Genomic DNA, 11,839 nt, shown 5'->3' with positions numbered 1-11,839 from the left:
CTGTCTGCCTGCGGCTGCCGCGGCGGGCGGTTGGGACGGTGCCCTTCCTCTACGTTTTGGGTTTGAATGGTGCCCTTCCTTGCTTGGCGGTGGGCCGCTCCCGGAGGGAGCGGCCCTGAGGTGGAGGCGGCGTCCGCCGACCGACGTCGCGTCAGCCGACCGACGTCAGGCTGGGCTGCTGGGGGACGGTGGGCTTGAGCTGTGCCTTGTGGGCCAGTTCGGTGACCGCGGCCTTCTTGCGGGCGCGGTGGGCCGCCACGTGCGAGCGCGTGGCGCAGCGCTCGGAGCAGAAGCGGCGGCAGTTGTTGGACGAGGTGTCGAGGTAGACGTTGCCGCAGCGGTCGTCGGCGCAGACGCCGAACCGGGCGCTGCCGTACTCGCAGAGCCACACGGACAGGCCCCAGACGGCGCCGGCCAGGTACTCGGCGCTGACCGCGGAGCCGCGGCTGGTGACGTGGATGTGCCAGTTCCCGGACTCATGACCGGAGATGCGGGGGTGCACCGGATGGGCTTCGAGCAGCGAGTTGAGCTCTTCGACGGCCTCGCGTTCGCGGCCGTGCGCGCCGTGTTCGAACACCTCGCGCAGCCGCCGTTGTGCCTTGCGGAACACCTGCAGGTCGCGTTCGGTGGCGTCCTCGCACATCCAGTCCGGCCCCGGCAGGACAGCGCGGAGCTGGCTCAGGTCGTCCAGCGGCGCGTTGACAAGATCAACAGCCGTTCGGGCGTACGCATCGAAGTTCACCCGACAAAGGTAGTGCACCTACGGCGTGCGTGGGGTGTCAACATAGTGGGGTATGAAGCGAGCGTGACCGTCGGTGATCAGACTGGTGCTCTCCCGTAGTCCCAGTCCCGCCGACTCGCCATCGATGATCCACGAACCCAGCACCACGTGGTTGCCCTGGAACGAAGGCAGCGCACGGAACTCCTGGAAGCAGTGGCCGCCGGTGTCGTAGATACCGTCCGTGACCTGCTCGCCTGTGGCAGTGACGATCCGCACATTGGCCCCCTCGCGGCCGAGCAGCGGTTTGGCCACGTACTCGGCCAGGTCCCGCGGGCCGTCCAGGTATGCCGGCAGCAGCAGCTCGTGGCCCGGGTGCAGCTCCCAGAGCACGGCCAGCAGCGCCTTGTTCGACAGCAGCAGCTTCCAGGCCGGCTCGATCCAGGTGGTCGGGGTGCCCGGGTCCAGCGCGAGCCGCCCGTACGGCTCGGCGACCATCCACTCCCAGGGGTACAGCTTGAAGATCGTGCTGATCGGGTCGCCGCCGCTGTCGCGGAAGCGCCGCCCGTCCCAGGCGATGTCGAGCATCGGGGTGACCCGCACGTCCAGGCCGGCCTGGTGCGCGGTGTCGGCCAGGTAGCCGACGGTCATCAGGTCCTCGAACGTCTCCTCCAGGTTCGACCACGCGAAGTGCACCGGGCCCGCGGCGAACTGGGGGCCGAGCCGGCGCCACGCGGCGATCAGACGCTCGTGCAGGCTGTTCCACTGGTCCAGGTCCGGCCGGGTGTCGGTGAGCCAGAACCACTGGATGATCGCCGCCTCCAGCAGCGACGTGGGCGTGTCCGCGTTGTACTCCAGCATCTTCGGCGGGCCGCTGCCGTCGTACCAGAGGTCGAACCGGCCGTACAGGGTCGGCGGCTGCTCGCGCCACACCCGGCGCACCTCGTCCACGGCCCAGGCCGGGATGCCGAAGTCGACCCACCGGTCCTGCTCGACGACGTGCTTGGCGGCCGCGAGCGACATCCGGTGCAGCTCCTCGGTCGCCTCCTCCAGCCGGAGCACCTCGTCCAGGGTGAACGAGTAGCAGGCCGACTCGTCCCAGTACGGGGTGGTGGCGCCGTCGTCGAGCTTGGTGTCGGCGTAGAGCATGCCCTGCGCCCGGACCTTCTCCCGCCAGTCCGGGCGCGGTTCGATCTGATGACGCTGCACGAGCGGTCAGCCGCCGCAGGAGGCGAGGTGGGTGCCGAAGCCGCCCGAATCGGGCAGCGCCTCGGTAGGGGCGGGGGGCTCGGCCAGCCGGATGCCGGAGCTGCCGGCGGCGAACACGGTCTGCTGGGGGTCGGGCTGACCCCAGCAGTCGTCGTCATCGTCGTCCAGGGCACAGGCCAGGCCGGCGACGAGCAGCACGACCCCACCGATGATCACGGCGGGGGAGCGGAGCGGGTTCGAGTTCACAGCTGAAGTTTGTAGCCGACGCACACAACCCTCCCATCACCGAGATATCGAGCAGTGTTCTTGTATACAACGGGCAGGAGTCCCGTGAGCCCTTCGGTGCAGGCGGGTTACGCTGCCATCATGCTTCGCTCCGTGATCCTCGCCGCCGCCCGATCCCAGAAGGTGGAACGGCTCGTAGAGACCGCCCCGGTCAGCCGGGACGTCGTCAAGCGTTTCGTCGCCGGCTCCGGAACCGGCGAGGCCCTCGCCGCCACCCGGCAGCTCGCCGACGCCGGCCTCTGCATCACCCTGGACAACCTGGGCGAGGACACCCTCACCGCCGAGCAGGCCAACGCCACCAAGGAGGCGTACCTGGAGCTGCTCGCCGCGCTCGGCCACGCCGGGCTCACCGCGCCGAAGGAGGGCGGCGGCGGGGTCACCGTGGCCACCGCCGAGGTCAGCCTGAAGTTGTCCGCACTCGGCCAGGCCTTCGACGAGCAGCTCGCGGAGAAGAACGCCCGCGAGATCTGCGAGGCCGCCGCGGCCCTGGGCACCACGGTCACCCTGGACATGGAGGACCACACCACCACCGACTCGACTTTGGACATCCTGTCCCGGCTGCGCCGCGACCACCCGGGCACCGGCGCGGTGCTGCAGGCGTACCTGCGCCGCACCGAGGGCGACTGCCGGGAGCTGGCCACCGCCGGGTCGCGGGTGCGGCTGTGCAAGGGGGCGTACAAGGAGCCCGAGCACGTCGCGTACCAGGCGCCGCTGGAAGTGGACAAGTCGTATGTGCGGTGCATGAACATCCTCATGGCCGGCGAGGGCTACCCGATGCTGGCCACCCACGACCCGCGCCTGATCGCCATCGCGCAGGACCGGGCCCGCTGGTTCGACCGCTCGCCGGACGAGTTCGAGTTCCAGATGCTGTACGGCATCCGCCCCGAGGAGCAGGCCCGCCTGGCCCGCGCCGGGCACACCGTGCGCGTCTACGTGCCCTACGGCACCGAGTGGTACGGCTACCTGATGCGCCGGCTCGCCGAGCGCCCCGCCAACCTCGCCTTCTTCGGACGGGCGCTGATCTCGAAGAAGTGACCGTCCGGCCGAATCACCTCGGCCGCGCAGGTGGGTAGCGTCCTCGTCCGTGATCGCCGAGGACGCCGCCCATTCCACCGACGGATCCTCGCCGCCCGTCCCGACTCCGCACCCCGTTCCGGCGCAGCGCGCCGTGCCGGATCCGTACCCGGACTCGTACGCGGTGCCGGGTCCGCAGCCGGCGCCGGGCCCGCCGCCCGGTTTCGGGGCGCCCTACCCGTACCCCACGCTCTGGCCCGATCCGGCGCTGCTGCACCGGCCGCGCCGCCGCTGGGGCCGGGTGATCGGGCTGGTCGCCACGGGCCTGACGCTGGCCTGCGCGGCCGCCGGGGGCCTGGCGGTGGTGCTGGTCCCGCCGGTGCTCGACCAGCTCGCCGCGGCGGGCACGCAGACCCCCGGCACCGCACCCAGCCCGCAGCCGGACGACAAGCTGAGCGTGCGCCAGGCCTGGGTCAAGGAGCGCATCGACGCGGCGCTGGCCGTGCAGCGCGAGGCCCTGCTCGCCGGGGACGAGAAGGCCTACCTGTCGGTGGTCGAACCGACCGCCACCGATGCCCTCGACCGGCTGCGGATCCAGTTCCGCTCGCTGCGCGCGATGCAGGTCGCGGCGTGGACCGACCGCGGCTACCAGCCGAGTCCCAGCCCGAACGACGAGTGGCAGGTACGGCTGAGCAGCACGCCGTGCTTCGTCGTCGCGGTGTGCAACGAGTCCCGGACACCGTCGTTCATGCGCTGGCGCATCGAGGACGGCCGGGCGGTGCTGGCGTACTGGGAGCCGGGCGACAAGGACGGCGGCGCGCCCTGGCAGACCGACGAGCTGGTCGCGCTGGCAGGTGCGCGCACCGTGGTCGCGACCACCCCCGTCTTCGAGCGGGAGCTGCCCATGCTGCTCCGCGAGGCCGAGAAGGCCGCGAAGGTCGCCGACCGGTACGCCGTCGGCACCCCGCCCACCCGCTACCCGGTGTACTACGCGGACAGCCGCGAGTGGGAGCGCTGGTACGGCGGCCACCCGCCGGACTGGGCCGGCGGCGTCGCCATCCCGGTGACGCGCGAGCGCTACGAGCTGGTGCTCAACGGCGCCTACCTGACGCGGGCCGGGCTGGGCGAGCTGATGCGGCACGAGCTGGCGCACGCCTCCTCGCTGGCCGGGGCCGGCGGCGGCTACGGCTCCTGGTGGCTGGTCGAAGGGCTCGCCGAGGAGGCCGGGGCGAACGGGGCCAAGCCTGCGGCGTACCCGGCGATGGCCGAGGTGCGCCGGTTCGTCAAGAAGTGGAATCGCGACATCGAGCTGGCCGCGCCCGGCGAGAAGACCCCGGAGTCGGAGGTGGCGGGCCGTTACGGCGTCGCCTACCTGGCCGTGCACCGCCTGGTCGCCCGGTTCGGGTTCGCCAAGGCGATGGCGTTCTTCAAGTCTGTGCTGCACTTCCGGAAGGAGGCGGCGCTGGCGGCCCCGGAGCAGCTCGGCGTGAGCTGGGCGGCGGTGGAGCGGGATCTGGTCGACTACGTGCGGCGCACCGCCCGCTGAGCGGCGGCTGGACGACGTCGAAGCAGGGTGAAACGGGCGCACCGCTTTGGATCGCCCATGCCGCTCATACCGGATTCGACTGCCGCGAGCCCTACCCGTTGCCGCAACCCGTTGGTAGCCTCCACGTCCGTGCCCCCCGAGGACGAGACCCCTTCCGCCGGTTGGCCCCCGCCCGCCGATCGACGCTCGCCCGACGAGACCGGCACGGGGGCCGTCGACCCCTGGGCGAGGACCGCCCCGGACCTCCTGCCGCTCGACGACGAGGACCCCACCCCGGCCGCGGTGATCGCGGCCGCCCACTCCGCCGCGCCCCCCGACGACGAGCAGCCCACCGCGCCGCTGGCCGGGTATGCGCCGTCCCCGGTGGAGCCGCCGACCGCGTCCCTGGCCGGGTTCGCGGGGCCTCCGGCAGACCCGCCTACGCTGCCGCACGCCGGATACGCCCAGCAGGCGGCGGCGGACGCGACCTTCGTGCCGCCGCCCGCGCCGATGCCGCCGGCCGGCTACCCGGCACCGGCAGCTCAGGCGCCCACCACGGTTCCCGGCTACCCGGCTTCGGCCGCACACGGCGGCTATCCGGCTTCGGCGGTCCCCGCCGCCTACCCGGCTTCGGCGATGCCCGCCGGCTACCCCGCGTCCGGTGTGCCGGGCGGCTACCCGAGCGCCGGTGCGCCGGGCGGCGCGCACCCGGTGCCGCCGGTGTCCGGTGTGCCCGGATACCCGGTGTCGGGCGTTCCTGCCGGGTATCCGCAGTTTCCCGCGTCCGGAGTGCCGGGCGGTCATCCCGCGGGGTGGCCGCCGCCGCGGCGCCGGCGGCGCTGGGGGCGGGTGCTGGCGTTCGCGGTCGTGGTGCTGGTGGTCGTGTGCCTGGTCGCGGGCGGGCTGGCGGTGCTGGCGTTCCCGTGGCTGAAGGAACGGATCTCCGGCCCGGAACCGACCGGCGCGCCGAGCCCCGGACCGAACGCCCCGTTCGCCGCCCGCCAGGCGTGGATCAAGGACCGGATCGGGACGGCGCTGACCGAGCAGCACCGGGCCCTGCTGGCCGGTGACGAGGCGGCCTACCTGTCCGTGGTCGATCCGGCCGCGCCGCAGGTGCTGGACGGCATGCGCACGCAGTTCCGGTCGCTGCGCGCGATGCGGGTGGCGGGGTGGACCGACGAGCCGAGCAACCCGACCCCGGTGGCCGCCGACGGCGGCGAGCAGTGGTCGACCGAGCTGCGCGGCACTCCCTGCTTCGTGACGCCGACCTGCGCGAAGGCCGGCGCGAAGGCGCAGACCCGGTGGCGGATCCGGGACGGGCGGGCCTGGCTGTTCGAGTGGCAGCCGGTCGCCACCCAGCCGTCGCCGCACCCGTGGCAGGTCGCGGAGCTGGTCGCCGACGCGGGGGAGCGCACCGTCGTCGCGACCACGCCGGACTTCGCGGGCAAGCTGCCCGAGCTGCTGGCCGAGGCGGAGAAAGCGGCCAAGGTCGCCGACCGGTTCGCCCGCACGGGCGCCACGCCGTCGCGGTACGTCGTCTACTACGCGGGGCCGCAGGAGTGGCGGCGCTGGTTCACCTGGAACCCCGGGGACACCGTGTCCGGGGTGGCGCTGCGGGTGAGCGTGGAGCGCTGGGAGCTGATGCTCTACGACGACAACATCACGCCGGAGGTGCTGGGCGGGGTGCTTCGCCATGAGCTGACCCACGCGGCGTCGCTGGCCGGCCCGTTCAAGGACAGCGACACCATGTGGTGGCTGCACGAGGGCCTGGCCGAGTACGCCCTGATGGACGGGGCCCGGGTGCGCGACTACCTGCGGATGCCCGCCATCCGGCAGTTCGTCGAGGACGGCTGGAACGGCGACATCGAGTTCAAGGACCCGCCCAAGGGCACCAAGGGCTGGATCGTCTCCGCCCGGTACGGCGTGAGCGCGCTGGCCGTGCGGCACATGGCGGAGCGGTTCGGCGAGGCCCGGCTGGTCGAGTTCTTCCACCGGGTGGTCCACGACGGCGTGACGGTGCCCGTGGCGGCGCGGGAGACGCTGGGCGTGGAGTGGGCCGCCCTGGAGCGCGACTGCGCCGCCTTCGTCCGGGACAGCGTGCGCTGATCAAGCCCTGATCAGCCCGATCTTGGGGAAAGGCTCGCATCGGTCACAACCGTCCCGGTACCGTACTCAATACACAGGAATTTGCGTTCGCGACCTCTACCGCGACCGCGACCCGCCGCCCTGCGGCGCGGCCTGTACCGGAGGAGGTGGGCCTGCTCATGATCGGATCGACACGACAGGACGCGCGGCTGGCGGAGGTCAGATTCCTCACCGTCGCCGAGGTGGCGACCCTGATGCGGGTGTCGAAGATGACGGTCTACCGCCTGGTTCACTCGGGGGAGTTGTCCGCCGTCCGGGTGGGGCGCTCGTTCCGGGTCCCTGAGCAGGCGGTTCAGGAGTATCTGCGGGGCGCTTTCTCGGAGCAGTAGGTATCCCCGCTCACCCTGACGGTGCCCCCTGGCAGCGGGCTCGCGGCTGCTCGGCTACCCTGAACGGGTTCCACCACCGTCAACTTCGAGGGGATGCCGTATGGGCTCCGTGGTCAAGAAGCGCCGCAAGCGCATGGCGAAGAAGAAGCACCGCAAGCTGCTGCGCAAGACCCGCGTCCAGCGTCGCCGTCTCGGCAAGTGAGGCTCGCGCCCGGCGCTGAGCTGACCGTCCGATCCGCCCGCGTACCACTGGCGGATGCGTAAAGACGGGCTCAGGCCTGGGCGTGGTCCCGCGAAACCCCTGAGTGGGCCGTACAGCTCGCGGGGTTCGCGGTGCTCCTCTTCATTCTTCGCCGCCCCGGGGAGGCGCGTATGACCGCGGTCGCCAACGGCTCCGCCGCCGATCGCGCACGCGCTCCCCGGGTCGTCATCGTCACCGGCGTCAGCCGGTTCCTCGGTGCGACCGTCGCCGCCCGGATCGCCGCGGACCCCCGGGTCCGCAAGGTCGTCGGCGTGGACCGGGTGGATCCGCCCGCCGAGCTCGCGCCGCTGCTCAGCGACGTCGCGGTGCGCCGGGTCGACCTGACCGGCGGCGCGTCCTCCCTGGTCAAGCTCGGCGCCGAGGCTCTCGTGCACCTCGCCGTGGTCTCCTCGCCCGACCCGGACGCCGGCGGGCGGGCCGCGATGAAGGACCAGAACGTCATCGGCACGCTCCAACTGCTGGCCGCCTGCCAGCAGATGCCGTCGCTGCGCCGGCTCGTGCTGCGCTCCTCGACGGCGGCGTACGGTGTGTCGTTCCGCGACCCGGCCGTGTTCACCGAGGACACCGAGCCCCGGGACGCCCCGCGCGGGGGCTACGGGCGCGACATCCTCGACATCGAGTCGTACGTGCGCGGCTTCCGGCGCCGGCGGCCCGACGTCACCACCACCGTGCTGCGCTTCGCCCCGTTCATCGGCCCGCAGGCCGACACGGCCCTGCTGAAGTTCCTGGCCCGCCCGGCCGTGCCGACGGTGCTCGGGCGGGACCCGCGCCTGCAGTTCATCCACGTCGACGACGCGCTGGAGATCCTGCGCCGCTCGGTGCTGGAGGACCACCAGGGCACCTTCAACGTGGCCGGTCCGGGCACGCTGACCCTGTCCCAGGCGGTGCGCCGATCGGGGCGCATCGCGCTGCCGGTGCTGGAGCCCGCCATGCACGCCGCCGCGTCGTTCGGCCGCGGGGTAGCCGGGCTGAGCCTGGACCAGGTCGACCTGTTCGTGCACGGCCGCGTGGTCGACACCGCGAAACTCGTGCGGGAGTATGGCTGCACGCCCCGCTCGACCGCCGAAGCCTTCGACGACTTCGTGCGCGCCCAGGAGCCCGGCGCGGTCATCACCCCCGCCCGGGTGGCCGCGACCGAGCAGCGGCTGCTCGACATGATCAGGTCGGTGCGGGAGAAGCAGCGGAGGGCCGGCCGGTGAGCGTCCCCGAGTACGACGACGAGTTCGACGAGCGCGTCGCCGCGGGCCTGGCGTTCGTGCGCCGCCGGCTGTCCGGGCAGTACCAGATCGACGAGTTCGGGTTCGATCCCGAGCTGACCGAGCAGGTCTTCCAGCCGGTGCTGCGCCAGCTCTACCACCGCTGGTTCCGCACCGAGGTGATCGACGTCAAGAATTTGCCCGGCGAGGGCGGCGCGCTGGTCGTCGGCAACCACTCGGGCACCGTCGCGCTGGACGCGCTGATGCTGTCGGTGGCCTGCCACGACGAGCACCCGGCCCACCGGCACCTGCGGCTGCTCGGGGCCGACTTCGTGTTCCGCATGCCGTTCGTCTCCGAGCTGGCCCGCAAGTCGGGGGCCACCCTGGCGTGCAACCCGGACGTGGAGCGGCTGCTGCTGGCCGAGGAGCTGGTCGGGGTGTTCCCGGAGGGGTTCAAGGGCGTCGGCAAGCGCTTCGTCGACCGGTACAAGCTGCAGCGCTTCGGGCGCGGGGGCTTCGTGTCGGCGGCGCTGCGCACCGGCAAGCCCATCGTGCCGGTGGCCATCGTCGGGGCGGAGGAGATCTACCCGCTGCTCGGCAACATCAAGCCGCTGGCCCGGCTGATCGGCGCGCCGTACTTCCCGGTCACCCCGACATTCCCGTGGTTGGGGCCGCTGGGCCTGATCCCGCTGCCGAGCAAGTGGCTGATCCGCTTCGGCGAGCCCATCGACACCACGCCGTACGCCGACGCCGCCGACGATCCCGCGGTCGTCTTCAACCTCGCCGACCAGGTCCGCGAAACCATCCAGACCATGCTCCACGAAACCCTCGAACTGCGCCCCGACCCCTTCGCCCCCTGAGGTCAGGGGAGCTCGCGCAGGTCTATGGCGTGCCAGGTGAGGGTTTCGTTGTCGCCGGTGGACCACCAGAGGACGCCGCCACGGCAGGCGATGCGGCCCGCGTTGGCGGTGACCAGGGACAGGGTGCGGGTCTTGAGGTCGTAGAGCATCACCCGAGTGGTCGTGAGGCCCTGGGTCGAGCGGGTGTACACCTCGAAGCGGTCCAGGACGGCCACGTCGGCGATGGCCGAGGAGACCGCGCCGGTCACGGTGCGCACGCGCTCGGAGCCGTCGGGGCGTAGCAGCTCGATGACCGTGGAGGCCTCGGTGCTGCCGATGATCAGTGACCGGCACCAGACCGCCGAACAGCTCATCAGCTCGCCGCTCTGCACGCCGACCAGGACACGCTCGGCCGTCTGCGGGTTGGTCAGCTCGATCGAACCCGCATCGGCGACCGGCTCGCTGACCAGCCACGGCCAGGCGCTGATGGCGTACCCACCGGTCATCTCCCGCACGACGGGCCTGCCACCGGCCACCGGCACCGTGTAGATCGCGGACACGCCTGGCTTGCCGACGTCGGCCATCCAGCTCAGCTGCCCGTCGTGCAGGACCAGGTCGCCCTGCTTGTCGAAGAGCATCACCAGGCCGGTGTCCTCGGTGACCAGGCGCGGCGCGCCGCCGTCGAGCCGGGCCGTCCAGACGCCGCTGCGGCCCGCGCCGTCGGCGTCGCTGCTCAGCTCCACCCAGGCCACGATCGTGCCGTCGCTGGTGAAGCCGGCGAACTCGGCGGCGGTGTCCTTGGGCATGCGGCGCAGCTCGCGCTCAACGCCCCGGTCACGCAGCAACAGCCGCACATCGGCGCCGCCGGGCGACAGCGCTGTGCCGACGGACCCGGTCGCGCTGAGGAAGTAGACCGGGGTGTACGCCGACCCGTCGGCCAGCGTGCCAGGGGTGTCCTGGGCGACGGCACCCGGATACGCCTCCGCGAGCGCCGGTTCGGCCGAACGGGGCGGGGCGGGCTGCCGTGGGCTCAGCGCGAGCATGAAGCCCACCGCGCCCAGGGCGAGCAGCAGCGCGACGGCACGGGGGACCGGCAGGGTGGCGGGGTGCCGGTGCGGTCCGGGCGGCTGCGGGTCCGCCGCGGGCGAGGTGTCGCGTCGGGCGGGTGTCGTCAGGTCCTCGGCCGGCGGTGGGGTGGTGCGCCGTCCGGGCAGCGTCACGTCTTCTTCCGGCGGCGGCTCAGCACCACACCGCCCGCGACCGCGCCGGCCAGCACGCCCGCGCCGAGTGCGACGGGCACGGCGACCTTGGCGGCCTTGCGCCCGGAGCGGAAGTCCCGGATGTCCCAGCCCTGGGTGCGGGCCATCCGGCGCAGCGCGCTGTCGGGGTTGACGGCGACCGCGCGCCCGACGCTGGTCAGCATCGGCACGTCGTTGATCGAGTCGCTGTACGCGGTACACCGGGTCAGGTCCAGCCCTTCGGCGGCGGCCAGCGCCTCGATGGCGTGCGCCTTGGCGGGGCCGTGCATCATCTCGCCGACCAGGCGGCCGGTGTACGCCCCGTCGCGGATCTCCGCGACCGTGCCCAGCGCGCCGGTGAGGCCGAGCCGCGCCGCGATGACCCGGCCCAGCTCGACGGGGGCCGCGGTGACCAGCCAGACGCGCTGGCCGGCGGCCAGGTGCTGGTCGGCGAGCGCGCGGGTGCCGGACCAGATCCGGTCTGCCATCAGCTCGTCGAAGATCTCCTCGCTGAGCCGCTGCACGTCGTCGACCTGCCAGCCCTCGATGAAGGCGAGCGCCGCCTCGCGGGCCTGCGCGATGTCGCCGGAGTGCTCGGCGGCCAGCAGGCGGAACTTCGCCTGGCTGATGGCGAACCTGGCCAGGTCGATGGTGGTGAAGTAGCGCCGGGACGCCAGGCCGCGGGCGAAGTAGTACAGCGAGGCGCCCTGCATCATCGTGTTGTCGACGTCGAAGAACGCGGCCCCGGTGCGGTCGGCGACCGGTGCGGCCGGCTCGGTCAGGGGCATCGGCACGATGGTCGGTGGCAGCAGCGGCCCGGCCGTGGCGGCGGTCGGCTGCGCCGGACTGCGACGACGTGCCATCGGGCCCTCCTTCTGCGGGGAACGTGGTGCGCGCGACCGCTAGAGCGTATGCGCCGCCGGACGCCGCACACAGTAGGGGCGCGACGCCGTTCCCGGCACCGCGCCCCCGTGTTGCCTCTGTCGGGCTAGCCCAGCAGGCCGCCGAGGATCCGTCCCAGCTCGTCGAGCAGGCCGTCGTCCTGCGCCTGCTCGGTCTCGCCGTCGGGAGCCGCGGGC

At 72.7% G+C, this 11,839-nt stretch carries 12 protein-coding genes; 7 read left to right on the top strand and 5 right to left on the bottom strand.

Translation table 11 applies throughout. From position 1 onward, the window contains the following. Nucleotides 1-151: 151 nt before the first annotated feature. From AB0B35_RS14855 to AB0B35_RS14845, 3 genes are read right to left on the bottom strand one after another with little or no spacing between them, the layout of a single operon-like run. A complete protein-coding gene (locus AB0B35_RS14855; RefSeq protein WP_360531275.1) occupies nucleotides 152-742 on the bottom strand; it encodes a CGNR zinc finger domain-containing protein in 591 nt (196 codons plus the stop codon). An 18-nt stretch (nucleotides 743-760) separates the two neighbouring features. Continuing rightward, complete coding sequence (locus tag AB0B35_RS14850; protein WP_361045195.1) at nucleotides 761-1,927, bottom strand: glutathionylspermidine synthase family protein; 1,167 nt, start codon at nucleotides 1,925-1,927, stop codon at nucleotides 761-763. Between the two features lie 6 nt (nucleotides 1,928-1,933). After that, complete coding sequence (locus tag AB0B35_RS14845; RefSeq protein WP_230687110.1) at nucleotides 1,934-2,173, bottom strand: hypothetical protein; 240 nt, start codon at nucleotides 2,171-2,173, stop codon at nucleotides 1,934-1,936. Nucleotides 2,174-2,293: 120 nt separating this feature from the next. Here AB0B35_RS14845 and AB0B35_RS14840 point away from each other — a divergent pair, with 120 nt between their 5' ends. The 7 genes from AB0B35_RS14840 (at nucleotide 2,294) to AB0B35_RS14810 (ending at nucleotide 9,543) form a co-directional block, all read left to right on the top strand. Beyond that, complete coding sequence (locus AB0B35_RS14840; RefSeq protein WP_361045192.1) at nucleotides 2,294-3,247, top strand: proline dehydrogenase family protein; 954 nt, start codon at nucleotides 2,294-2,296, stop codon at nucleotides 3,245-3,247. 49 nt (nucleotides 3,248-3,296) lie between these two features. Continuing rightward, nucleotides 3,297-4,772 (top strand): hypothetical protein, encoded by a 1,476-nt coding sequence (locus AB0B35_RS14835; RefSeq protein ID WP_361045189.1) that lies wholly within the window; start codon nucleotides 3,297-3,299, stop codon nucleotides 4,770-4,772. 129 nt (nucleotides 4,773-4,901) lie between these two features. Further along, nucleotides 4,902-6,857: a hypothetical protein gene (locus AB0B35_RS14830; RefSeq protein ID WP_361045186.1), complete on the top strand. Its 1,956-nt coding sequence runs from the start codon at nucleotides 4,902-4,904 to the stop codon at nucleotides 6,855-6,857. Between the two features lie 158 nt (nucleotides 6,858-7,015). Next, a complete protein-coding gene (locus tag AB0B35_RS14825; RefSeq protein WP_120321539.1) occupies nucleotides 7,016-7,225 on the top strand; it encodes a helix-turn-helix domain-containing protein in 210 nt (69 codons plus the stop codon). 100 nt (nucleotides 7,226-7,325) lie between these two features. Then, nucleotides 7,326-7,427 carry an AURKAIP1/COX24 domain-containing protein gene (locus AB0B35_RS14820; protein ID WP_007465623.1) on the top strand — a complete coding sequence of 34 codons (102 nt, stop codon included), beginning with the start codon at nucleotides 7,326-7,328 and terminating at the stop codon, nucleotides 7,425-7,427. A gap of 170 nt (nucleotides 7,428-7,597) precedes the next feature. Beyond that, complete coding sequence (locus tag AB0B35_RS14815) at nucleotides 7,598-8,686, top strand: NAD-dependent epimerase/dehydratase family protein (protein WP_361045183.1); 1,089 nt, start codon at nucleotides 7,598-7,600, stop codon at nucleotides 8,684-8,686. Continuing rightward, nucleotides 8,683-9,543, top strand: coding sequence for a lysophospholipid acyltransferase family protein (locus tag AB0B35_RS14810; RefSeq protein ID WP_361045180.1), 861 nt, complete (start codon nucleotides 8,683-8,685; stop codon nucleotides 9,541-9,543). Before AB0B35_RS14815 ends, AB0B35_RS14810 begins: the two co-directional genes overlap by 4 nt. 2 nt (nucleotides 9,544-9,545) lie before the next feature. Here the strand turns inward: AB0B35_RS14810 and AB0B35_RS14805 are convergent, their stop codons facing one another. Together AB0B35_RS14805 and AB0B35_RS14800 are read right to left on the bottom strand one after the other, a co-directional pair. Then, nucleotides 9,546-10,742 (bottom strand): hypothetical protein, encoded by a 1,197-nt coding sequence (locus AB0B35_RS14805; protein WP_361045177.1) that lies wholly within the window; start codon nucleotides 10,740-10,742, stop codon nucleotides 9,546-9,548. Then, nucleotides 10,739-11,548, bottom strand: coding sequence for an HAD-IB family hydrolase (locus AB0B35_RS14800; protein WP_360531425.1), 810 nt, complete (start codon nucleotides 11,546-11,548; stop codon nucleotides 10,739-10,741). The genes AB0B35_RS14805 and AB0B35_RS14800 overlap by 4 nt, the downstream gene beginning before the upstream one ends. Between the last annotated feature and the right edge of the window lie 291 nt (nucleotides 11,549-11,839).

Source organism: Catellatospora sp. NPDC049133 (genome assembly GCF_040648455.1).
In the GTDB taxonomy this organism is placed as follows: Bacteria; Actinomycetota; Actinomycetes; order Mycobacteriales; family Micromonosporaceae; genus Catellatospora; species Catellatospora aurea.
Note: the sequence above shows the minus strand (reverse complement) of the source record. Positions and strands in the feature narration are given on the sequence as shown.

Excerpts from the sequence above, each read along its gene's own strand:
- AB0B35_RS14840 (WP_361045192.1), top strand. The coding sequence starts at position 2,294 with ATGCTTCGCTCCGTGATCCTCGCCGCCGCCCGATCCCAGAAGGTGGAA.
- AB0B35_RS14815 (WP_361045183.1), top strand. The coding sequence starts at position 7,598 with ATGACCGCGGTCGCCAACGGCTCCGCCGCCGATCGCGCACGCGCTCCC.
- AB0B35_RS14800 (WP_360531425.1), bottom strand. The coding sequence starts at position 11,548 with ATGCCCCTGACCGAGCCGGCCGCACCGGTCGCCGACCGCACCGGGGCC.
- AB0B35_RS14820 (WP_007465623.1), top strand. The coding sequence starts at position 7,326 with ATGGGCTCCGTGGTCAAGAAGCGCCGCAAGCGCATGGCGAAGAAGAAG.
- AB0B35_RS14825 (WP_120321539.1), top strand. The coding sequence starts at position 7,016 with ATGATCGGATCGACACGACAGGACGCGCGGCTGGCGGAGGTCAGATTC.